The organism is Speluncibacter jeojiensis (assembly GCF_029589495.1).
Taxonomy (GTDB): Bacteria; Actinomycetota; Actinomycetes; order Mycobacteriales; family Mycobacteriaceae; genus Speluncibacter; species Speluncibacter jeojiensis.
In genome coordinates, this window is record NZ_JAAIVF010000008.1 from 220130 (window position 1) to 241207 (window position 21078).

The following is a 21078-nucleotide window of genomic DNA, read 5'->3' on the forward strand; positions in this document are numbered from 1 at the left end:
GGGCGTCGTAGCAGCGTGAGTCACTGGGCGAGCAGGATCGCAGCGCCCTTGACGGGCGAGCGGGCAAGGCGCGCATCGGAGGTCAGCAGCGGAGCGCCCAGCGTGACGGCGGCTGCGACATAGAACGCGTCCGCGACCCGGACCGAGTCGCGCAGCAGCCACGCCCGGTCGCGCAGCGCGCTCAGCGACACCGCCGTGTACGGAAACGTGCGCCACGAGTCGTAGGCACGGGTCAGTCTCTCGGGCGGAACCTTCCCCGCACGTTCGAGTCGCGCCAACGCCGAGCAGACCTCGACTTCGACCAGTTGCGGTGCCCAGACGTCGTCGCGGTCGAGCAGCGCGTGGACACGCTCGCCGCGTGGGGTGCGCAGCAGCAGGTCGAGCACTGCGCTCGCATCGACGATCTGCATCAGCGTGGAGCCGGATCGTCGGACCGCACGTCGTCGAGGAGCGCGACAACGTCTACGTCGACTGCCGGCAGATCGGCCCGCTCCCAGTCGGCCAGCCACACGTCGATGCGCGGCCGGGACACCTCGCGCGCGAGCACCCGGGTGACGTACTGGGACATCGTCAAGTGCTCGGCCTTGGCGCGTGCACTGATCGCGGCGTGGAGCTCCTCCGGGATGTTCTTCACCTGCAGGTTGCTCATACGCATGAACGTAGCATGACGACAGCATGCAAACCGTACGGCAGCTACGCCGAGGTCGACGCGTGCGGCCGGTCTCGTGGGCGCTGCGTGAGCGACGCGGCCCGTTCCGCTACACCGGCGCCCTGCGTGCGGTCACCTACGCGCCCGGCGAGTTGCGCACCCCCGCCGCGGTCGTCGACGCCGTCGAGCGTGAGGCCGCCCGCGTCGCCGACTGATCTTGTTGCGTTCACGGTGAGCGCAACGGTTCCGCCACTCCTGCGGATCCGGTTCACTGGACCATGTCGAACAACGAGAGGAAACATCATGCCCGCCAAGGATATCCGCCGCATTGTTGCGGTGGTCTCCGCGGCGCGGGCCGGACGATGTCGCTGCTGTCACCGACAGCACTGATCTCCAGTGGCGCGCGCCGAGTACCGCGCGCCGCCGTCACCCGACTCCCGTGAAGGGCACCTCGTGAGCCATCCCCATCCCTCCTCGTCGCCGCGACGGGGCCGGCGTGCTTTCCTGCGCGGCGCCGGCCTGGCCGCGCTCGCCACCGTCGGCGCCGCCGGCCTGGCCGGTTGCCGCTCCGCCGTGGCCGTCCAGGCCGACGCCGGCGCCGGCGCGGACACCGCCACCCGTGGCGGGAACCTGCGAGTCGGCCTGCGCGGCGACCTGAGCCCGGCGCAGTTCCTGGTCGTCGGCACCGGAGCCGGACCGCTCGTCACCGGTCTGGTCTACGACACCCTCACCCGCTACCCGCTCACCGCGCTGCAACCGCAGCCACAGCTGGCCCGGTCCTGGCAGCTCTCCGCCGACGGGCTTTCCCTGGGCTTGGACCTGCGCGACGACGTGCGCTTCCACACCGGCCGACCGTTCGCCGCGGCCGACGCCGAATTCTCGTTGCGCACCTACGCGGACCCGCGCTGGACCGCCCAGTTGCGCAGCACCGCCGCCGCGATCACCGACTACGAGATCCCCGACCCGCACCGGCTGGTGCTGCACTTCGCGGCCCCGCTCGGCAACATCTTCGACCTGCTCGACCTCGTCCCGATCCTGGACCGGGAGAGCTTCGCGGACTTCACCACCGGGGCGAACTACATCGGCACCGGCCCGTTCCGGCTCACCTCCCGAACGCCGAACAGTCGCATCGAGTTCGAGCGCAACGAGCACTACTGGCAGCCCGGGCGGCCCTACCTCGACCGGGTCGAGGCCGCGATCATCCCGGATGCGCAGGCCCAGCTCAACGCGCTGCGCTCCGGACAGATCGACTACACCGGCGCCTTGAGCTACCGGGACTCGCAGCGCATCGGCCGCACCGCCGGCTTCGCCACCACCGCACTCGACGGCGCGGAAAGCCAGATCTATGTGGGCGCCAACGTCACCGCGCCCGGCCTCGGTGACGTGCGGGTGCGCCGCGCCATCGCCTACGCGCTCGACCGCAACCGCGTCATGGCGGACGTCTACCGCGGCACCGGCTACCCGGTGAACCTGCCGTGGCCGACCACCTCGCCGGCCTACGACGCGGCCCGGAACGCCACCTACCGCCGCGACGTCGGCCGGGCCACGGCGCTGCTGGCGCAGGCCGGGGCGGTGCCGGAACTCCTGCTGACCTACATCGGCGCCGAGCCGTCGCACCAGGCGGTCGCGCAGATCGTGCAGTCCAACCTCGCCGACGCGGGACTGCGGGTGCGGCTGGACCCGGTGGAGCAGACGGTGTTCCTCAAACAGCTGATCGGCGCGAAGTTCCCCGGATTGTGGGTCACCGGCCACAGCTTCACCCAGTTCGAGCCGTCGACGCTGGCCGTGAGCGCCTACCCGTTCAACGCGGCCAAGAACGCGTCCCGGTTCTCCTCGCCGGCCTACACCGCCGCGGCCACCTCCGCCTGGCACCTCGCCGACCCCGCCGGGCCGCAGGCGCGCGACCGGTACTCCGCGCTGAGCGGCCAATTGCTCGACGCGCTTTTCCTCATCGAGATCGGTGTCGTGGTGCCGCAGATCGCCACCGCGGCGCGGGTGCGGGGCGCCTCCGCCCGTAAGGGCGGGCAACCGGACTTCACCGGCACCTACCTGACCTGACCTTTCTCGCCTGCCGAAACCGTTTGTGCGCGAACATCTTCGTGCCCCTTTGAACGGAGCCACCCGATGGTGCGCTACCTGCTCCGACGCCTGCCGTCGGCCCTGCTGGTGCTCTTCCTGTCCTCGATCCTGATCTTCCTGGTGATGCGGTTGGTGCCGGGCGACCCGGCCGTCGCCCTCGCCGGGCCCGACGCCACCCCCGAATCGCTTGCCGCCATCCGGCATTCACTCGGTCTCGACCAATCCCTGCCGCAGCAGTACCTGTCGTGGATCGGGCACGTGCTCACGTTCGACCTCGGTCGCTCGTACGTGCTCGGCGGACAGACCTCCGAGCTGGTGATCTCGGGCCTGGCCGACACCGCAGTGCTCGCCGGGGCGGCGCTGCTCGTCGCGGTGACGGTGGCGCTGGTCGCGTCGGTCGCGACGGTGGTCTGGCCGACCCGGCCGCTGACCGCACTGATCGGGGCGGCAGGCACTGCGGCGGTCGCGTTGCCGCCCTTCGTGACCGGCGTGCTGCTGGTGCTGGTGTTCGCGGTCGCCGTGCCGGTGCTGCCGTCCGGTGGAGTGCCGCCGGACGGGCTGCTGGCCGCGCCGGACCTCACCGTGCAGTATCTGCTGCTGCCGGCGTTGTGCCTGGCACTGCCGGTCGCCGCCGCGCTGACCCGCTTCCTCACCGAGGCGCTGCGCACCGAGATGGCCCGGCCCTATGTGACCACCGCCCGCGCGGCAGGGATGTCGCGATGGCAGCTGGTCACCCGCACCGCGCTGCGCAATGCGCTGCCCACCACGGTGACCGCGCTGGGCCTGCAGACCGGCCAACTGCTCGGCGGTGCGGTGCTGGTCGAGGCGATCTTCGCCTGGCCCGGCATCGGGCAGCTGCTGCAGGAGGGCATCGGCCGCCGCGACTATCCGGTGGTGCAGGTGCTGCTGCTGATCTCGGTCGCGGTGTTCGTCGCCATCCAACTCGTCACCGACCTGGTGCACGCCTACCTCGACCCCCGCATCCGCATCGGAGGAGCCACATGACCACCGCCGCAGTGTCGGCAGCGCCGGCCGTCCCATCTGTGCCCACCGCCTCGGCCCGCCGGCCCCGACCGGTGGTGCGCGCACTGACCCGCGGCCAGGGACTCGTCGGCGTCGTGTTGGTCGCCGTGATCGCCCTCGCCGGGCTCGCCGCGCCGTTGCTGACCGGCTACGGGCCGACCGAACAGATCCCGCTGGCGAACCTGGTGGGCCCCAACGCCACCCACTGGCTCGGCACCGACGAGGTCAACCGGGACGTGCTGACCCGCACCCTCTACGGCATCCGCGTCGATCTGGTCATCGCCTTCGTCGCCGTGCCGCTCGGCGCGGCGATCGGGGCGCTGGCGGGACTGGCCGCCACCGTGCACCCGGCGCTCGACGCCGCGGCGCAGCGGGTGTTCGACGTGATCCTCGCCTTCCCGCTGATCATCCTGGCGATCACGCTGGTCGCGATCACCGGCGCCGGCGTGGTGCCGATCGTGACCGTCATCGTCCTCGCCGAGATCCCGATCTTCGGCTGGCTGATCCGCACCAGCGTGCTCAAGGTGCGCGAGCTGGACTACGTCGAGGCGGCGGAGGTGATCGGCGCCGGCCGCTGGTGGGTGTTGCGCACCCACGTGCTGCCGAACGCGCTCGAACCGCTCGGCGTGCAACTGGCGCTGTCGCTGTCGCTGGCGGTGTTCGCCGAGAGCGCCATGAGCTTCATCGGGATCGGCGTGCGTCCGCCGGCGCCGTCGCTCGGCTCGATCCTCGCCGGGGCGGCGGCGAACCTGGACGCGAACCCGGCCTACGCGCTCGGCCCGCTGGCCGTCATCTCGGGGCTCGTCCTCGGCTTCCTGCTCGTCGCCCAGGCGCTCGGCCGCGCCCGACGGGTCTGACGAACCATGAACGGAGACAACATGAACGCGGCCACCAGCACCGCTGACGCCACGACCGATGATCTCGTGCTCGACATCCGTGACCTGAGCGTGCGTGTCGGCGCGGACTCCCGAGCGGTCGTCGACCGGGTGAGCCTGACCGTGCGTCGCGGCGAGATCGTCGCGCTGGTCGGCGAATCCGGGTCAGGCAAGACGCTGACCTCGCGGTCCGTGCTCGGGCTGCTGCCCGACGGCGCCCGCGCGGACGGTTCGATCCGGCTCGCCGGCCAAGAGGTGATCGGCGCGCCGGAGAAGGTGCTGCGTTCGCTGCGCGGCGTGCGGGCGGCGATGGTCTTCCAGGAACCGCAGTCGGCGCTGAACCCGGTGCGCACCGTGGGCCGGCAACTGGTGCAGGCGCTGCGCGCCCACGGTGGTCCGCGGCGCCCGGGGCGGGCCCGGGCGGTCGAACTGCTGCGGCACGTCGGCATCCCCGACCCCGAATCGCGGGTGCACGCGTACCCGCACCAGCTCTCCGGCGGACAGAAGCAGCGGGTGGTGATCGCGCTGGCGCTCGCCGGCGACCCGGACCTGTTGATCGCCGACGAGCCGACCACCGCACTCGACGTGACCGTGCAGGCCGAGATCCTCGCGCTGCTGCGCAGGATTCGCGACGAGCGGGGGACCGCGGTGCTGCTGATCACCCACAACCTCGGCGTGGTCGCCGACGTCGCCGACCGGGTGGTTGTGCTGCGGTCCGGCCGTGTGGTCGAACAGCAACCGGTGCACCCGCTGTTCGCCGTCGCCCACGTCGACTACACCCGCGAACTGCTCGCCGCGGTTCCGCGGCTGCCCGACCTCGCCACACCGGTCGTCGCCGAGCCGGCGCCGTCGGACGAGCCGGTGCTGGTCTTCGACCGGCTGGCGGTCGACTATCCGGGTCGCGGCGGCCGGGCCGGGTTCCGGGCGCTGCACGGACTGGACCTCACGCTCGGCCGCGGCGAGGTGCTCGGCGTGGTGGGGGAGTCGGGGTCGGGCAAGACGACCCTGGGCCGGGCTGCGCTCGGCATCGTCCGGGCGAGCGGCGGCCGGGTGCTGCTGGGCGGCGAGGACCTGGGCACGCTGACGCGGGCGCGCCTGCGGTCGGTGCGCCGCCGGGTCGCGCTCGTGCACCAGGACCCGGCGGCGGCCCTCGACCCGCGCCTGTCGATCGGCGACAGCATCGCCGAGCCGCTGCGGGTGCACCGCACCGCGACCGGCCCGGACCGGGCCGGTCGGGTCGCCGAACTCTTGGACGCAGTACGGCTGCCCCGCGACTTCGCCGAGCGGCGCCCCGCCGAATTGTCGGGCGGTCAACGTCAGCGGGTGGCGCTGGCCCGGGCGCTCGTGCTGACCCCGACCCTGCTGGTCGCGGACGAGCCGACCAGCGCGCTGGACGTGTCGTTGCAGGCGCAGATGCTCGAACTGTTCGCGGACCTGCGCGAACAGTACGGATTCGCGTGCCTGTTCATCAGCCACGACCTGGCGGTCGTGCACCACGTGGCCGACCGGGTCGCGGTGCTGCGGGCCGGCGAACTGGTCGAGACCGCGACCGCCGAGCGGCTCTTCCGCCGACCCGAACGCGACTACACCCGCGACCTGATCGCCGCCGTCCCCATCCCGGATCCCGTCCGTCAGCGTCGACGAAGGGAGGACCCGACGCCGCAGCAACCCGACCTCGTCCTCGCCGTTTGACCGGCCACCCGACACCCACGAGCAGCACCACACCCCTGAACGCAGCAACCCGAAGGAGTTCCGACATGACCGTCCACACCCTGCCCGCCCTCGACCGGACCGCCGCCGAGGAGGTGTACGCCGACGGAGGCATCAGCGTGCACAAGGTCGGCGAACGCATCGGCGCCCGTATCGACGGCGTCCGGCTCTCCGGCGAGATCCCGACGGCGACGGCGGAGGCGATCCGGCTCGCGCTGGCGCTGCACAAGGTCGTGTTCTTCCGCGACCAGCAGCACGTCGACGACGCGGTCCAGTACGAGTTCGCGACCACCCTCGGCACGCCGACGACCACCCACCCGACCCTGCGCTCCGACGACGGCAAGATCCTCGTCCTCGACGGCGCCGCCAGCAGCTGGCACACCGACGTCACCTTCGTCGACCGCATTCCGAAGGCCTCGATCCTGCGGCCGGTGGTGCTGCCCGAGTACGGCGGCGCGACCACCTGGGCGTCGACCACCGCCGCCTACGATCAGCTGCCCGCGTCGCTGAAGGGGCTGGTGGAGAACCTGCGTGCCGTGCACACCAACGCGTACGACTACGCGGAGGTGCTCTCCGGCCGCGAGGTGGACGCGGCCGACGCCCGGTTCCGCGAATTCACCCGGGAGATCTACGAGACCGAGCACCCGGTGGTGCGCGTGCACCCGGAGACCGGCGAGAAGTCGCTGCTGCTGGGCCATTTCGTGCAGGAGTTCGTCGGGCTCAAGCCGTCGGAGTCGACCGCACTGTTCCAGCTGCTGCAGGCGCGGATCACCAAGCTGGAGAACACCGTGCGGTGGAACTGGTCCCTCGGCGACGTCGCCATCTGGGACAACCGGGCCACCCAGCACTACGGCGTCTCCGACTACGGCTCACAGGCGCGCAGCATCCACCGGGTGACCCTCGCCGGCGACGTGCCCGTCGACGTGCACGGGGAGACCAGCCGCGCACTCAAGGGCGACGCGTCGGCGTTCTCGGTGGTCGAGCAGGTGCGTCCGCTGGCCGGGGCGCGCGCCGCCTGACCGGAGCGTCCGGGCCCCGGACCAGACCCGCGCGAATCAGCGCGGGTCGGGGCCCGTCGGCGTGCGGGGTCGCGCAGTCAGGCCACCAGGTCGCGGTACTCGCCGTGGCCCTCGATGAACTCGGCGACGAACGAGCACGAGGGGACGATCTTGAGGCCCTGCCGGCGGGTGACGTCGAGCGCGTACCGGATCAGCTCGGTGGCCAGCCCCTGGTCCTGGAAACGGGGATAGGTCACGGTGTGGCTGAAGTTCCGGGTCTCGGTCATGTCGACGTAGTCGGCGAACGCCGCCAGGTCATCTCCGACGTACAACTCGAACTGCTCCTGTTCGACGTTCTGCACGAGGCGTGCGGCCACCGAAAACACCTCCCACCAGGGCTGGAGTCGCATGGATAAGTCAACCGTACGCGCCGCCGCGCCGCCGTGGCATCCGTTCGGGCAGGCGACTTCGGGGATCGGTGCCCGGGGACGGAAATCGAGAGTTATAGTTGCGCAGTGCAACACGAGGTGCGGTCCGCGGCGGTCGAGGCCGTGCATGACCAGCTGGTGCAGATAGTGCGCCAACTGGTGACCGGCGATCGTGGCGACCCCGATCGGCAGATCAGCTTCGCCCAGCAGTCGCTGCTCGCCTTCGTCGCGCGCAACCCCGGCTGCCGGGCCACCGAGATCGCCGTCGCGTTCGCGGTCCACCGGTCCACGGTCTCGCGTCAGGTGCGCGGATGTGTGGAATCCGGCTGGATCGAGTCCGGTGCGGGCAGCGTCCGCACCGGGTATCCGCTCGAACTGACCGACGCGGGCCGCCGGGTGCTCGACGCGACCGCGTCCAAGGACCGCGACGAGGTCGGCGTCCGGCTGTCGGCGTGGTCGCAGGGCGAGGTCGAGGACTTCGCCCGCGCGCTGACCCGGTTCGCCCAGACCACGCCGCCGCCCACCCACGAGACCACCGGAGACAGTCCCCATGCGTGAATTCGCCTGCAACGCCACGTTCGGCATCGGCGACGACGAGTCGATCGTCCGGTCGGTGTTCACCCAGGCCGAGCAGCACCCCGCGCGGGTGCTGTTCTCCCGGCCCGTCGGCACCGGCTGGCAGGACGTCACCGCCGCCGGGTTCGCCGAACTCGTCACCGGGGTCGCCAAGGGGCTGATCGCCGAGGGTGTGGCGCCGGGCGACCGGGTGATCCTGCTCGCCGCCACCCGCTTCGAGTGGACGCTGCTGGACTTCGCGATCTGGGCCGCCGGCGCGGTCACCGTGCCGATCTACGATTCGTCGTCCTCGGACCAGGTGCACTGGATCGCCTCGGACTCCGCCGCGGTGCTCGCCGTCGTCGAGACCGGCGACCACGCGGCGTTGTTCGACCGCACCGACCTGCCCGAGGCGTTGCACAAGATCGTCACCATCGACGACGGCGCGGTCGACGCGTTGGTCGCCGCCGGCGTCGGCGTGCCGGAGGCCGACCTGACCGCCCGCCTGGACGGGGTGCGGGCCGACGCGCCGGCCTCGCTGGTCTACACCTCCGGCACGACGGGCCGGCCGAAGGGCTGCGTGCTGACCCACCGCAACTTCCTCGCCGAGGTCCGCGGGATCCTCACCTCCTCGATCGGCCGGACCGCGGCCTATCCGGGCCGGCGCATCCTGACGTTCCTGCCGCTCGCCCATGTGCTCGCCCGCGCGGTCTCGCTCGCCGCCTTCGAGGCCGGCGCGACGCAGGCCCACTGGTCGGACTTCAAGACGATCACCGGACAGTTCGCCCGGTTCGCGCCGCACACGATCCTCGGGGTGCCGCGGGTGTTCGAGAAGGTGCGCGACGCCGCGGCCAAGCAGGCCGAGACCGGCGGGGCCGCGAAGGCGCGGATCTTCGCGTTCGCCGAGCGCACCGCGATCCGCTACAGCCAAGCGCAGGACGGCCCGCGGTCCGTCCCGGTCGGACTGAAGTTGCAGCACACGCTGTGTGACCGGCTGGTGTACGCGAAACTGCGTGCCGCGCTGGGTGGTTCGTGCGAGGTGACGATCTCGGGCGGCGGCGCGCTGGCGGACCGGATCGGGCACTTCTTCCGCGGCCTGGGTGTGCCGATCTACGAGGGTTACGGGCTGACCGAGACCACTGCGGCGCACTGCGTCAACATGCCCGGCGCGCAACGCATCGGCACGGTCGGGCGGCCGCTCGGCGGCAACAGCGTCCGCATCGCCGAGGACGGTGAGATCGAACTGGGCGGCGGGGTCGTCTTCGGCGGCTACTGGAACAACGAGGCCGCGACCGCCGATGCGCTGTACGACGGTTGGCTGCGCACCGGCGACCTGGGCCGGCTCGACGAGGACGGCTACCTGCGGATCACCGGCCGCAAGAAGGACCTGCTGATCACCGCCGGCGGCAAGAACGTCGCCCCCGGCCCGATGGAGGACCGGCTGCGCTCGCACACGCTGGTCTCGCAGGCGGTCGTCGTCGGGGACGGGCGGCCGTTCATCGGCGCGCTGCTCACGGTCGACCCCGAGACGTTCGACGACTGGAAGAGCGCCCACGGCAAGGCCGCCGACGCCACCATCGCGCACCTGCGCGCGGACGCGGACCTGCTGAGCGAGTTGCAGCTCGCCGTCGAGGACGCGAACTCCGGTGTCTCGCACGCCGAGTCGATCAAGAAGTTCGTGGTGCTCGAACGCGACCTGACCGAGGAGTCGGGTGAGCTGACGCCCACGTTGAAGGTCAAGCGGCACGTGGTCGCCGAGCGGTTCGCCGACGAGATCGACGGCCTGTACGTGCGCTGACTGCGGCGCCACCTGCGCGGTCGTTGGTAGCGTGGACAGTGGGAGCACGATCGCAGGGAGGACCGCCGTGACCGGAACGTTGACCGCCCGAACCCCTTACGGCGATGCCCGCGGCCGCGACGAGGGCGGCGTGTTCGTCTGGCGCGGCATCCCGTATGCCGCGCCGCCGGTGGGGGAGCTGCGGTTCCGCGCGCCCCGTCCACCCGCCGTCTGGTCGGGCACGCGCGACTGCACCGAGTTCGGGCCGATCGCGCCGCAGAGCCTGGACAACGCGATCCCGATGGACCCGGCCTCGGTGCGCGACGAGGACTGTCTCACGGTGAACGTCTGGGCGGCGCCGCCGTCCGCCGAACCGCGCCCGGTGATGGTGTGGATCCACGGCGGTGCCTACTACCTCGGGGGCTCGTCGCAGGCCATCTACGACGCCCACCGGCTCGCGGCCTCCGGCGAGGTCGTGGTCGTCACCGTCAACTTTCGGGTCGGGGTGTTCGGTTTCCTGGATCTGTCCTCGCTGTCCGACGCCGAGCACGTGTTCGAGACGAACCTGGGCCTGCGCGACCAGATCGCCGCCCTCGAATGGGTGCGGGACTGCATCGGTGGGTTCGGCGGCGACCCCGGCTGTGTCACCGTGTTCGGCGAGTCGTCCGGTGCCGGATCGATCACGACGCTGATGACGGTGCCGCGCGCGCAAGGACTGTTCCACCGCGCCATCGCGCAGAGCCCGCCCGCCACCTCGGTGTACGGCGGCGACCGGGCGGCGACCGTCGCACGCCGCTTCCTCGACCTGGTCGACCTCGCCCCGGAGCACGCGGGCAAGCTCGTCGAGATGCCGGTCGACCAGTTGATCGCCGCCGGCGACACGCTCGTCGACGAGATCCCCACGAAGGTGCCCGGCACGCTCGCGATGGCCCCCGTCGTCGACCGCGACCTGGTGCCGCACTATCCAGTGGCGGCGTTCCAGAAAGGGCTCGCGCACCGGATCCCGCTGATCATCGGGACCAACCGCGACGAGGCGTCGATCTTCCGGCTGATGCGTTCGCCGCTCATGCCGGTCACCTCCGACTCGGTCAGCGCGATGTTCGCCGGCATCGTCGCCGACAACGAGGGTTTGCCGCCCGAACGCATCGCCGCGATCATCGCCGCCTACCCGGATCTGCCGAGGGCCAAGGGAGTCATGGCGCTCTCGCGCGACGCGGCGTTCCGGATGCCGAGCCAGTGGATCGCCGACGCGCACAGCCGGTTCGCGCCGACCTGGATGTATCGCTTCGACCAGGCCACCCCGATGCTCAAGGCCGCACGGATCGGGGCGGGTCACGCCGCTGAACTGCCGTATGTGTTCGGCAATTTCGGCACGATGAGCCCCGACCCGACGTTCCTGCTCGGCGGGCGGCGCACCGCGCTCGAGGTGTCCGGCCGGATGCGCCGGCGCTGGGTGTCGTTCGGTGCGCACGGCGTGCCCGCGGCCCTCGACGGCTCCAAGCACTGGACGCGCTACGACGAGGACACCCGCACCACCCTGGTCATCGACAAGGTCGACACGCTCGTCGACGATCCGGACTCCGCGCTGCGGCAGGCCTGGGGCGACGACGTGATGGGCTTCAGCTGACGGTCATGAGCCGGTGACCGCGGCGACCGACAGCTGGTGGAGTTGCGCGTCGGTGCCGGCGCAGCCCGTGCCCTCGTGCGGCAGGACCACCGAGTCGAAATCGTTGGGCGGGTACACGCGCAGCCCGCTGACCGGCGTCGGCTTGCATTCGTCGGCCGGATAGTTCGCCACCTGCACGGCGCGCACCTGCGCACTCGCCTTCGCGCCGGGAGCCAGCTGCACCGGCCCGCCGGACGGCCCGTTGCGGGTGGCCGCCGCGCCGACCTGTGCCGCGCCGTCGGCGCCGACGTACGAGACGCCTGGGAAGCCGTCGAGTTCGCAGGTGCGCGAACCGGTGTTGGTGAACACGATCGGGAACATCACCGACCCTGCAGCGCCGTTCGCCTGACCGAGCGTGATCGACAGCTCGCCGGTGCGGCAACCGTTCGGGTTGGCGGCGGTCGAGGCCGGCGCGGCGGTGGTGGCGGGCGCCGCGCCCTCGGACCCGGAGGCGCTGTCGGTGCCGGACCCGGAATTCTGGCCGGGGGACTGCGCGGTGGTCTGCGCCGCCGGGTGCGAGGACGAGGCCGCGGTCGGGGAGCCGGACGTGCTGCACGCCGACAAGCCCAGTGCGGCTGTGCAACCCAGCACGGCAAGGCCTCCGAGGGTCCTTCGGGAAGGGTGCATGTCAGCCTCCCACCAGCGGTCGCAGGGTGCGTCCGGCCAGTTCGACGACGCCGGGCGTGTGGCCGTTGACGGCCATGTTGATGACCAGACCGTCGATGCCGTGGTCGAGCACGCGGGTGCGCAGCTGCTCGGCCACCTCGTCGGGGGAACCCACGAACTGGCGCGCGGTGGCCGCTGCGCGTTCGGACGCGGACATCGCATCGAGGTCGACGCCGCGCACCCCCAGGTACTCGCGCTGCAGCCGGCGGGCGCGATCGCCGTCCTCGTCGAGGATGACCGACGCCAGGTAGCTGGTCTCCAGCGTGCCGCGGTCCCGGCCGGACTCCTCGCAGCGGTCGGCGAGGGCGGCCATCTTGCGGGGCAGCTCGTCGGCGTTGCAGATGATGTTGAGGTGGTCGGCGTAGCGCGCGGCGAACCCGAACGTCTTACGCTCCCCGCTGCCGCCCAGCAGGATCGGCAGGTCGTCACGGAAGCGCGGCTCGTTGATGGCGCCGTCCGCGCGATACCACTTGCCCTCGTAGGTCGGCCGGTCGCCGCGCAGCATCGGCGCGATGATCTCCAGCGCCTCGCCGAGCCGCGCGAACCGGTCGGTGAACGTGCCGAACTCGTAGCCCAGCTGCTGGTGTTCGAGCTCGAACCAGCCTGCGCCGATGCCCAGAACCGCCCGCCCGCCGCTGACCACGTCGAGCGTGGTCACCGTCTTCGCGAGCATCGTCGGGTTGCGGTAGGTGTTGCCGGTGACCAGCGCCGAGAGCTGGATCGTCGAGGTCGCGGTGGCCAGGCCCGCGAGCGCCGTGTAGGACTCGAGCATCGGCTCGTCCAGCTGCCCGAGACCGGGCAGCTGATAGAAGTGGTCCATCACGAACACGGTGTCGAATCCGGACGACTCCGCTTCGCGCGCTTGAGCGATGACGGTCGGGAACAGGTCCGCGACCGGACCGCCGTAGCTGAAGTTGGGGATCTGGTATCCGAGTCGAATGCTCACGGGGTCGGACGCTACTCCGCTCCCGGTGCACGCGCACGGGTGTTGCGCCCCCGCGCGGGTCGGCCCGGTGATCCGCTCAGGCGAGCCGGGTGCGCATCAGCATCACGTTGTAGTCCGACCAGGTCGTTGCGACGTAGTACAGATCCGGCCCGCTCGACCACGGGTGGATGTATGCGCCGTACAGCCCAGGCACGGACCGCCCGCTGATCAGCACCTTCGGCGTCGACCACGGACCCTGCGGTCGGTCGGCCGTGCGCATGACCACCGAGCTGGTCGCGTCGGTGTAGAGCGTGACGAACTTGTGCAGATAGTCGTTGTACGCCACCGACATCTCGCTGACCGGCGAGGCCATCACCGGCACCGCGGCGGCCGGGAGCGTCGGGGTCCAGCCGGTGCCGTTCCAGTACTCGTACGCCAGTTGATCGGTGAAGTCGGCCTCCCGCACGCGCGACAGGTAGGCGGCGCCGTCCCGGCCGGACGGGGTGCCGAAGGCGTAGACGTAGCCGTCGCTCTTCACGTAGGCGGCCATCTGGAAGTTGTGGTTGCCGGTGACCGGGTCGTTGGTGCGCGCGGTCGTCGGGAGGACTGTCCAGTTCTCGCCGTTGTCGGTGGACGATGCGAGCGCCGAGAAGTTGGTGATCCAGGCGCCGGGAAGTCCCCAGGACCGCACCGACATGTAGTTGATGTACTGCACGCCGCCGACCTCGATTCCCGCGGTCGGGATCGTGGTCATCTCCACGCCGTTGATCTTCTTGCTGGGGATGATCTCCTTGGCGTGGTTGCGCCGGTCCAGTGCGGCGCTGTCGATGCGCATGCCCCGGCTCAGGTCACGATCGCTGCTGCGCAGCAACACGTTCGAGCGCCAGTCGCCGAGCAGGCCCTGGCACAACGGGTTCCAGCTGAAGCCGACGGTGTCGCCGAAGGCGGTCAGCACCTGTCCGCCGCCGTTGTCCCACATGATGCCGAGATCGGTGCCGACGACGTTGAACCGGAAGGCGGTGTCGTTGGGGCTGTCCAGGCCGGTGATGTGCTGCACCGCCTGGGTCTCGCCCTTGAGGTTCGGCAGTCCGCCGTCGCGGCCGTTGAGCCAGGGGATCGGGTTGGTGCTGCCGAAGGAGCTGCCCTGGGAACTGCCGGTGCCGCCGATGCTCCCGGTACCGCCGACACTGCCGGTCAGCCCGGTGCTGCCGAGACTGCCGGTGCCGGGGCCGTCGCTGCTGCGGCACGGCAGGATCCCGGCGGTCGCGGCGGTCGCGGCGGGCGCCAGCGTCGCCGGTGCGACCGCGGCCAGCGTCGCGAGCGACAGTGCGGTCGTCGCGAGGGAGGTGAGCAGACGGGTGCGGGGACGCGGCATCGGATCGGCCCTTCGGTCGGCGACGGTGTCGTCCGGGACGATGAATCGAGATGCCCGGGCACGCCGACGTTAGCAACCGCGGTGTGCGCCGGGCGCCGTCATCCGGTCACGATTCGGTCAAACGACCGACGGGCCGGCGGCTGCCGGTCACATGGCCGTATCGGCAGACGCCGGAAGTGCTTGTCGTCGGCTAGCGTGATGTCGATGTCGTCCGAGGAATCCTGGGCCGAGGCGTTCGGTCGCATGCAGGCGTTCGCGTTCACCACCGTCCACGGGCTGATGCGTTCCCAGGTCCACGAGGACGGCGCCACCGAAGAGCGCGAGGTCGAGTTCTGGCACCAGAGTCCGGATCGGTGGCGGATCGAAGACGAGCTGGGCCTGTGGTACCTGGACGACGGCGAACGCGTCCTGCTGCGCACCGGCAACGACATGGCACTGGTCTCGTTGACGACCCACCTGGGGCCGCTGCCGCATCCGCGGACGGTGCTGGGAACCGTGTTCGGTGGGCGGCGCGTGTTCGGGTGGTCCGACGACTTCACCCGGCCGCTCGGCTCCGGCACGCCCGTGGTGGTCGCCGGACGCCGCGCCACGGAGTTTCGGCTCGCCGCAACACCCGGCAAACGGGCGGACAAGCCCTACCCGCTGCGGGTCGCGGTCGACGAACGAACGGGAATTCCGCTGCGGGTGGCCACCCCAGAGGCGGGGTACGTTCACGAGATCGTTGCGCTCGACGTGGATTCGATACTGCCGCCGGACATCTTCGAATGGCGCGGGCCGGTGTCGACCGCCACGCGCGACGAGCGCGAACGCCGCAGGGCAGGACAGAACTGGGCGCGCGAGCAGGACCTGCCGGTGCCGCGGTGGTGGCCGCGGGGTGTGAGCTACTCACCGAGGGAGGGCGACCCGGAGACCGGAGCGTTCAGGGCCACACTGGACGTCAACGGTCTCGCCGTCCTGTTCCGCTGGCCGTGTGGCACAGCGCTTCCAGAGAAGTGGAAGGACGGATTCCGTCAGTATCCGTTGCACGAGTGGGCCGACGAGGAATGGCATTGGGCGCTGCTGGTCGACACGCCACTGAGCGAGAGCGACCTCGCGCGGGTCGTCGAATCGATACCGCGCGATCGATGACCGGAGCACCGGTTGCCGGTGTGCACCCGGCTCGGTGACCTAGTCTTCGGACGGCTCGTCGGGGGCCGAATCTGTTGGGACTTCGGTGTCCGGAGCCGCGGGGGAGGCCTCGTCGAGCACGCTGGCGGTCACCCCGTACGGCAGGAACCGCACCCGGCGCCGGCGGTCGGTGTTGTCCTTGAACACGCGTAGCGCGTCGAGCTCGCCGGCGAAGACCTGGTCGACGCGGGCACTGCCGTCGGCATCGACGGTGTAGATCGCCCAGACCCCGTCGCCGGACTCGCCGGTCGTCTCGGGCTGACGGCGGCCGCCGGTGAACACGTGCGAGAACACCGCGGTGTTGCCGGACTGTTCGATGTAGCGGCCGACGCGGTCGAACGCGTCGCGCAGGCCCTCACCGGCCTCGCGGGCGAGCCGTTCGATGTCGTCGGGATCGAATCCGAAGGGACCGTTGCTGCTCATGTCCCCAGTATCACCGGCTCGCGGTGGACCCGCCAGCCTGCGCGGTGGCCTGCTGCTCGAGCGCGCGCCTCGACTCCTCGTGCAGCAGGTCGAGCAGTTCGCGTTCGATCGCCGCGAACTCCGGCGCCGTCAGCAGCGACAGCTCCCGTGGCCGCGGCAGGTCGACGACGACCTCGCGGCGCACCGTCGCCGGCCGCGCCGACAGCACCACCACCCGGTCCGACAGGAACACCGCCTCGCGCACGTCGTGGGTGATCATCAGCACCGTCCACCGGTAGCGCTGCCACACCTGCTGCAGCCACGACTGCATCTCGGTGCGCGTGAGCGAGTCCAGCGCGCCGAACGGCTCGTCGAGCAGCAGCAGGTCCCGGCCCTGCACGACCGTGCGCAGCAGCGCCGCGCGCTGGCGCATGCCGCCGGAGAGCTCACCGGGCCGGGCGTCCTCGAAGCCGCCCAGCCCGAATGCGGGGAACAGTTCCCGCGCGCGATCGCGGGCCTCGCGCTTGCCCACACCGGCGACCTGTAACCCGAGAACGGTGTTGTCGAGCACCGAGCGCCACGGGAACAGCAGGTCCTTCTGCGGCATGTATGCGCAGTGGCCGGGTCGGCCGGTCACGTCCTGTCCGGCGGCACTGCCGTCGCCGACCAGTACCCGGCCCGAGTCAGGCCTGTCGAGGCCGGCGATGACGTTGAACAGCGTCGACTTGCCGCAGCCGCTCGGCCCGATCAGTGAGACGAACTCGCCGGGCTGCACACGCAGCGACATCGCATCGAGGACCGGTCGGGCACGCCCGCGACCGAGTGGGAACGCGCGCTCGACCCGCTCGCAGGACAGGGCGTCAGACACGGCTCGCCTCGTTTCGTAGCGGGCCACGTTCGGCGCGGGCCCACGGCGCGACCACCTTCTCGACGGCGTAGGTCAGCGCGAACAGCACCAGCGAGATCAGCGCGGTCACCAGCACCGCCGCCAGCACCAGGTCGGTGCGGAACGAGTTCTTCTGCAGGCTCATGTAGATGCCCAGTCCCTCGCTGGCGCCGACATACTCGGCGAACACCGCCCCGACCACCGCATAGGTGATGCCGATCCGCAGCGCGGTGAAGAATCGGGGCAGCGCCGACGGCAGCCGCACATACCGGAACACCTGCCACCGGGAGGCCCCCATCGACCGCAACAGCGCGCCCGCGTCCGCGTCGGTCGCGGCGAAGCCCTCGATCAGCCCGATGGCCATCGGGAAGAAAGTGGCCAGCGCGATCACCACGATCTTCGGCAGCAGACCGAAGCCGAACCAGATGATCACCAGCGGCGCGATCGCGATGATCGGCAGCGTCTGCGAGACGACGAACAGCGGCACCAGCGCGCGGCGCAGCCAGCTCGAGAAGTCCACCGCGATCGCCAGCGCCCAGGCGAGCGCCAGCGACACCGCGAACCCGATCAGCGTCTCACGCACCGTCGCCCAACTGTTCAGGGCGAGGTCGTCGCGGTGCGCCCAGCCCTGCTCGACCACCCGCAGCGGCGACGGCAGGATCTGCGGGCTGATCCCGCTGGTCTGCACGTACACCTGCCACACCGCGATCAGCGCAGCCAGCGTGAGCATCGCCGGCAGTACACGTCGCAGCACCGCCGCGACCCCGCCGGCCGGGGTGTCGCGATGTGCCCGCAGCGCGGCGCTACGCGTGGCCGAGATACTCATCGGTGAAGTACGTCGACCAATCCGGTTCGTGCGCAAGTGGTTTGCCGTCGGGGCCGCTGAGCAGTCCGTGCTGATACAGGTATCCGGAATAGCCCGCCCACTGCTGGGTAGTCTGGCTGCCTACCTCGCCCTGCACGTCCTTCATATAGTCGGCGGCAAGCATCCGCTGGCCCTCGTGGACCAGCCCCGGGTCCTCGAACGCGCCGGGGTTGGCATCGATGAGGTCCTGTGCGGCCCGGTCCGGGTTGTCCGCCGCGAACCGGTAGCCGCGCTGCAGCGCCTGGACGAACTTTCGGGCCTGGTCGGGATGGGCGGCGAGCCAGTCACGGTTGCCGTCGACGACGATCGCGTACGCGTCAGGGAAGCCGTAGTCGGTGTACTTGAAGTACTTCATCGGCGTGCCGGCCCGCTGCGCCTCGATGCCCTCCCAGGCGTTGTAGGAGACGGTGAAGTCGGCCTTGCCGGAGTACACCGCCTGGTACGCAGAGGTGCCGAGCGTGACCGACTTGAAGTCCCCCTTGCCGCCGGCGCCGCGGATGACGCCCTGCAGCGTCGCCACCTCGCCGGGGTCGCCGAAGCCCGCGTACGTCTTGCCATCGAGGTCCTTCGGGGAGGTGATGTCGGCGCGGTCGGCGCGCACGCCGATACCGGTGGCCCAGTGCTGCAGCGGGGCGAGCACCGACTCGACGTTCGCGCCGGCGGCCTGCGAGAACGTCGACTGGTCCTGGGTGCTGATCCCGAACTCGGCGTTGCCGGAGCCGACAAGCGTGTCCACCGAGGTGTTGTTGTACGGCAGGATCTGCACGTCCAGGCCGGCATCCTTGAAGTAGCCCTCGCGCTCGGCCACGTACAGCCCGGTGTGGTTGGTGTTCGGCGTCCAGTCCAGCGCGAACCGGATGGTGTTCGGCGAGGAGGTCCCGCTGCTCGCGCAGGCGCTCAGTCCGGCGGCCGCGGCGACGACCACCGTCGCGCCGGCCAACAGGCGCCGCAGGCGGGTCACGCTGTATCCCCGGCGGGCTCGTCCCCGGCGGGCCACGTCAGCGGGTGCAGCGCGGTGTCCCAGAACATCAACTCGTAGCGCATGGCGACCGTGAACGCCTCGGTCATCGCGTCGCGCTCGGATGCGGTGGCGGCCTCGGCGGCCGCGTCGACGAGGGCGCGGGCGGTGGCCGCGGACTCCTGGAACTCCGGTGCGTCGTAGGTGCTCACCCAGCGCGCGTACGGGTGTTCGGGGTCGCGCTCGAGCACCTGCTGCGCGCTGCGGGCCAGGTCGCGGCCCACCTCGGCGTAGATCCAGAAGCACGGCAGCACCGCGGCGGCGGCCACCGGATAGGGCGCGGTCGCGGCCGTCGCGATCAGATAGGAGTAGTAGCCCAGGCAGGTCGGCGACGGTTCGGGCGCAGTGTCGGCCGGGGGCAGCGCGGCGAGCAGCGACTCGTGCAGCGTCGACTCGACCGTGGTCGCGGTGGCCGAGGAGTTCGCCCAGAACGCGGCGGTCTGCGGGTCGGGCGCCTGCGCGGCGGTCAGTGCCAGCGCCCGCGCGAAGCCGGTCAGGTACAGCTCGTCCTGCTCGACGTAGCAGCGGAACGCCGGCAGCGGCAGGGTGCCGTCGCCGAGGCGGCGTAGGAACTCGAGGTTCTCGATGGCCGCGCGAAGTGGCTTTGTCCGGTCCCACAGGTGATCGGTGAAGCGTCCGGACTCCGGACAGGTGTCGCCCATGACATCCCTTCGTCAGCATTACCTGAACAGGTGTGCGGGTGTTGTCTCAGCCCCGCCCGTGCGGAGCACCCCGTGTCGAGGATCGAGGCTAACACCTGGGATGTGGAGGTCGGGCGTTGCTGTGGGTGCGCCATTCCCAACACAAATCGACCCGATTCCGTGGTTTCCCCGTTTTCGACTCGATCTGTGTGTGGACAGGCGCGTTTCCACAGGCGTGGCGGCTCTCCACAACCGCTCCTCGCCGACGGTGGGTGCGATGTGGGCGCGGTGACACTGAGCCGGTGCGTCCACCGTTCGGGGTCCAGACCCTGGCCCAGCTCACCGCCACCGGCATCGACCGTTCGACGGTTCAGCGGCGCGGTCGGTACACCCGGCTGCTGCCGGCGATCTACGCGACCGAGCAGGTCACCACCCTGGCCAGGTGTTTCGCCGTGACGCTGTGGCAGCCTCGCGCGGTGCTGAGTCACCGCACCGCGGCGTGGTTGTGGCGGCTCACCGACGAGCCCGACGTCGTCGAGGCGACGGTGCCGCGTGCGGTGTCCGTCGGCGCGCAGGCCCCGTCGTGGCTGCGGCTGTACCGGCGCAACCTGGACCGCGACGCGAGGAGTTCCGCGTGGGGCATGCCGGTGGTGACCGACGCGCGCGCCCTGCTCGACTGCGTGGCCGTGCTCGAGGGCGAGGAGGCCGACCGGCTCGTCGACGCGGCCCTCGACCGCACCATCTCGCGTCGGGCAGTTGAGCAGCGGTGTGCTCGTGACGCGGGCACGCACGGTGCGCCGGCCGCTCGCCGCCAGCTGCGCGAGGCCGCCACCCTCGCCGACTCCGAACCGGAACGGCTGCTGGGCAGGGCGCTCGCGCGCCGCGGGTACCGGCTGCCGGCGAACACGGTCCGTGTTGTGGGCTACTGGCCGGACCTGGTCGACGTGCGTTCGCGGACGCTCATCGAGGTCGACGGGCTCGGCCCGCACAGTGAGCCGCCGACGTTCCGCCGCGATCGTCGACGTCAGAACGCGCTGATCGCCGAGCGCTGGTATGTGCTGCGCTACGCCGGCGCGGACGTGATGGCCGATGTGGAGGGTATTGCCGACGAGATCGTGTCGGTCCTGCGTCGCCGCCGGGCCAACCGGCGCGGGTGAGGCGGGGTGCGAGGTGGGCTAGATGGGCGAACCGGCGCGCCATCTCCAACACAAATCGCGCCGAAACCGGGGAAACCACGGAATCGAGTCGATTCGTGTGAGGAAAAGCGCGCGCGGGAGCGCAGCGGGTGGGAGAAGAGAGCGCGCGAGGACGAAGAGTGCGGCGCGGCGTGGTGTGGGAGCGACGGACAGCGCGGGTGCACGGACCAGGGCGCG

Annotated in this window: 22 protein-coding genes and 1 riboswitch; of the genes, 11 read left to right on the forward strand and 11 right to left on the reverse strand. The window is 71.1% G+C overall.

What is annotated here, in order from left to right; genetic code table 11:
• Positions 1–20: 20 nt before the first annotated feature.
• Both G4X40_RS21370 and G4X40_RS21375 read right to left on the reverse strand, forming a co-directional pair.
• Positions 21–410, reverse strand: coding sequence for a type II toxin-antitoxin system VapC family toxin (locus G4X40_RS21370; RefSeq protein WP_277835594.1), 390 nt, complete (start codon positions 408–410; stop codon positions 21–23).
• A complete protein-coding gene (locus G4X40_RS21375; protein ID WP_277835596.1) occupies positions 410–649 on the reverse strand; it encodes a FitA-like ribbon-helix-helix domain-containing protein in 240 nt (79 codons plus the stop codon). Before G4X40_RS21375 ends, G4X40_RS21370 begins: the two co-directional genes overlap by 1 nt.
• A gap of 62 nt (positions 650–711) precedes the next feature.
• Between G4X40_RS21375 and G4X40_RS21380 the strand changes: the two genes are divergently transcribed.
• From G4X40_RS21380 to G4X40_RS21405, 6 genes are all read left to right on the forward strand, one after another.
• Positions 712–864 carry a hypothetical protein gene (locus G4X40_RS21380; protein WP_277835600.1) on the forward strand — a complete coding sequence of 51 codons (153 nt, stop codon included), beginning with the start codon at positions 712–714 and terminating at the stop codon, positions 862–864.
• A gap of 238 nt (positions 865–1102) precedes the next feature.
• Positions 1103–2707: an ABC transporter substrate-binding protein gene (locus G4X40_RS21385; RefSeq protein ID WP_277835603.1), complete on the forward strand. Its 1605-nt coding sequence runs from the start codon at positions 1103–1105 to the stop codon at positions 2705–2707.
• A gap of 66 nt (positions 2708–2773) precedes the next feature.
• Positions 2774–3733, forward strand: coding sequence for an ABC transporter permease (locus G4X40_RS21390; protein WP_277835606.1), 960 nt, complete (start codon positions 2774–2776; stop codon positions 3731–3733).
• Entirely contained in the window at positions 3730–4608 is an 879-nt protein-coding gene (locus G4X40_RS21395; RefSeq protein ID WP_277835607.1) for an ABC transporter permease, read from the forward strand. The genes G4X40_RS21390 and G4X40_RS21395 overlap by 4 nt, the downstream gene beginning before the upstream one ends.
• A gap of 21 nt (positions 4609–4629) precedes the next feature.
• Positions 4630–6318, forward strand: coding sequence for a dipeptide ABC transporter ATP-binding protein (locus tag G4X40_RS21400; RefSeq protein WP_277835609.1), 1689 nt, complete (start codon positions 4630–4632; stop codon positions 6316–6318).
• 65 nt (positions 6319–6383) lie between these two features.
• On the forward strand, positions 6384–7355 hold the full coding sequence (locus G4X40_RS21405; protein WP_277835612.1) for a TauD/TfdA dioxygenase family protein: 972 nt from the start codon (positions 6384–6386) through the stop codon (positions 7353–7355).
• A gap of 77 nt (positions 7356–7432) precedes the next feature.
• On the opposite strand, the gene G4X40_RS21410 is transcribed toward G4X40_RS21405, so the two are convergent.
• Positions 7433–7711 carry a GNAT family N-acetyltransferase gene (locus G4X40_RS21410; RefSeq protein ID WP_277835616.1) on the reverse strand — a complete coding sequence of 93 codons (279 nt, stop codon included), beginning with the start codon at positions 7709–7711 and terminating at the stop codon, positions 7433–7435.
• A gap of 138 nt (positions 7712–7849) precedes the next feature.
• Between G4X40_RS21410 and G4X40_RS21415 the strand changes: the two genes are divergently transcribed.
• From G4X40_RS21415 to G4X40_RS21425, 3 genes are all read left to right on the forward strand, one after another.
• Positions 7850–8320, forward strand: coding sequence for a MarR family winged helix-turn-helix transcriptional regulator (locus G4X40_RS21415; RefSeq protein WP_277835619.1), 471 nt, complete (start codon positions 7850–7852; stop codon positions 8318–8320).
• Positions 8313–10115, forward strand: a complete 1803-nt coding sequence (locus tag G4X40_RS21420; RefSeq protein ID WP_277835623.1) for an AMP-dependent synthetase/ligase — start codon at positions 8313–8315, stop codon at positions 10113–10115. Before G4X40_RS21415 ends, G4X40_RS21420 begins: the two co-directional genes overlap by 8 nt.
• A gap of 67 nt (positions 10116–10182) precedes the next feature.
• The gene (locus tag G4X40_RS21425; protein ID WP_277835625.1) at positions 10183–11721 is read left to right on the forward strand and encodes a carboxylesterase/lipase family protein; all 1539 of its coding nucleotides are present in this window, start codon (positions 10183–10185) and stop codon (positions 11719–11721) included.
• Positions 11722–11724: 3 nt separating this feature from the next.
• Here G4X40_RS21425 and G4X40_RS21430 read toward each other — a convergent pair whose 3' ends face one another.
• From G4X40_RS21430 to G4X40_RS21440, 3 genes are all read right to left on the reverse strand, one after another.
• Positions 11725–12351, reverse strand: a complete 627-nt coding sequence (locus G4X40_RS21430; RefSeq protein WP_277835631.1) for a DUF4232 domain-containing protein — start codon at positions 12349–12351, stop codon at positions 11725–11727.
• Between the two features lie 37 nt (positions 12352–12388).
• Positions 12389–13372, reverse strand: a complete 984-nt coding sequence (locus tag G4X40_RS21435) for an LLM class F420-dependent oxidoreductase (RefSeq protein ID WP_277835634.1) — start codon at positions 13370–13372, stop codon at positions 12389–12391.
• Positions 13373–13448: 76 nt separating this feature from the next.
• Positions 13449–14726, reverse strand: a complete 1278-nt coding sequence (locus tag G4X40_RS21440) for a DUF4185 domain-containing protein (protein ID WP_277835636.1) — start codon at positions 14724–14726, stop codon at positions 13449–13451.
• A 204-nt stretch (positions 14727–14930) separates the two neighbouring features.
• On the opposite strand from G4X40_RS21440, the gene G4X40_RS21445 reads away from it, so the two are divergent.
• Positions 14931–15854 carry a hypothetical protein gene (locus G4X40_RS21445; protein WP_277835638.1) on the forward strand — a complete coding sequence of 308 codons (924 nt, stop codon included), beginning with the start codon at positions 14931–14933 and terminating at the stop codon, positions 15852–15854.
• 39 nt (positions 15855–15893) lie between these two features.
• On the opposite strand, the gene G4X40_RS21450 is transcribed toward G4X40_RS21445, so the two are convergent.
• The 5 genes from G4X40_RS21450 to G4X40_RS21470 all read right to left on the reverse strand — a co-directional run bounded on the left by G4X40_RS21450 (position 15894) and on the right by G4X40_RS21470 (position 19726).
• Entirely contained in the window at positions 15894–16316 is a 423-nt protein-coding gene (locus G4X40_RS21450; RefSeq protein ID WP_277835641.1) for a hypothetical protein, read from the reverse strand.
• Between the two features lie 10 nt (positions 16317–16326).
• Entirely contained in the window at positions 16327–17163 is an 837-nt protein-coding gene (locus G4X40_RS21455; RefSeq protein WP_277835643.1) for an ABC transporter ATP-binding protein, read from the reverse strand.
• Complete coding sequence (locus G4X40_RS21460; RefSeq protein WP_277835645.1) at positions 17156–18007, reverse strand: ABC transporter permease; 852 nt, start codon at positions 18005–18007, stop codon at positions 17156–17158. The genes G4X40_RS21455 and G4X40_RS21460 overlap by 8 nt, the downstream gene beginning before the upstream one ends.
• Positions 17985–19007, reverse strand: coding sequence for an ABC transporter substrate-binding protein (locus tag G4X40_RS21465; protein WP_277835649.1), 1023 nt, complete (start codon positions 19005–19007; stop codon positions 17985–17987). Before G4X40_RS21465 ends, G4X40_RS21460 begins: the two co-directional genes overlap by 23 nt.
• A complete protein-coding gene (locus G4X40_RS21470; RefSeq protein WP_277835652.1) occupies positions 19004–19726 on the reverse strand; it encodes a TenA family protein in 723 nt (240 codons plus the stop codon). The genes G4X40_RS21465 and G4X40_RS21470 overlap by 4 nt, the downstream gene beginning before the upstream one ends.
• A riboswitch (TPP riboswitch) is annotated at positions 19714–19809 on the reverse strand. It overlaps the preceding gene by 13 nt.
• 198 nt (positions 19810–20007) lie before the next feature.
• On the opposite strand from G4X40_RS21470, the gene G4X40_RS21475 reads away from it, so the two are divergent.
• Positions 20008–20862 (forward strand): DUF559 domain-containing protein, encoded by an 855-nt coding sequence (locus G4X40_RS21475; RefSeq protein WP_277835654.1) that lies wholly within the window; start codon positions 20008–20010, stop codon positions 20860–20862.
• Positions 20863–21078: the final 216 nt, after the last annotated feature.

Excerpts from the sequence above, each read along its gene's own strand:
- G4X40_RS21450 (WP_277835641.1), bottom strand. The coding sequence starts at position 16,316 with ATGAGCAGCAACGGTCCCTTCGGATTCGATCCCGACGACATCGAACGG.
- G4X40_RS21445 (WP_277835638.1), top strand. The coding sequence starts at position 14,931 with ATGTCGTCCGAGGAATCCTGGGCCGAGGCGTTCGGTCGCATGCAGGCG.
- G4X40_RS21375 (WP_277835596.1), bottom strand. The coding sequence starts at position 649 with ATGAGCAACCTGCAGGTGAAGAACATCCCGGAGGAGCTCCACGCCGCG.
- G4X40_RS21395 (WP_277835607.1), top strand. The coding sequence starts at position 3,730 with ATGACCACCGCCGCAGTGTCGGCAGCGCCGGCCGTCCCATCTGTGCCC.
- G4X40_RS21440 (WP_277835636.1), bottom strand. The coding sequence starts at position 14,726 with ATGCCGCGTCCCCGCACCCGTCTGCTCACCTCCCTCGCGACGACCGCA.
- G4X40_RS21460 (WP_277835645.1), bottom strand. The coding sequence starts at position 18,007 with ATGAGTATCTCGGCCACGCGTAGCGCCGCGCTGCGGGCACATCGCGAC.
- G4X40_RS21470 (WP_277835652.1), bottom strand. The coding sequence starts at position 19,726 with ATGGGCGACACCTGTCCGGAGTCCGGACGCTTCACCGATCACCTGTGG.
- G4X40_RS21390 (WP_277835606.1), top strand. The coding sequence starts at position 2,774 with ATGGTGCGCTACCTGCTCCGACGCCTGCCGTCGGCCCTGCTGGTGCTC.
- G4X40_RS21405 (WP_277835612.1), top strand. The coding sequence starts at position 6,384 with ATGACCGTCCACACCCTGCCCGCCCTCGACCGGACCGCCGCCGAGGAG.
- G4X40_RS21420 (WP_277835623.1), top strand. The coding sequence starts at position 8,313 with ATGCGTGAATTCGCCTGCAACGCCACGTTCGGCATCGGCGACGACGAG.
- G4X40_RS21370 (WP_277835594.1), bottom strand. The coding sequence starts at position 410 with ATGCAGATCGTCGATGCGAGCGCAGTGCTCGACCTGCTGCTGCGCACC.
- G4X40_RS21400 (WP_277835609.1), top strand. The coding sequence starts at position 4,630 with ATGAACGCGGCCACCAGCACCGCTGACGCCACGACCGATGATCTCGTG.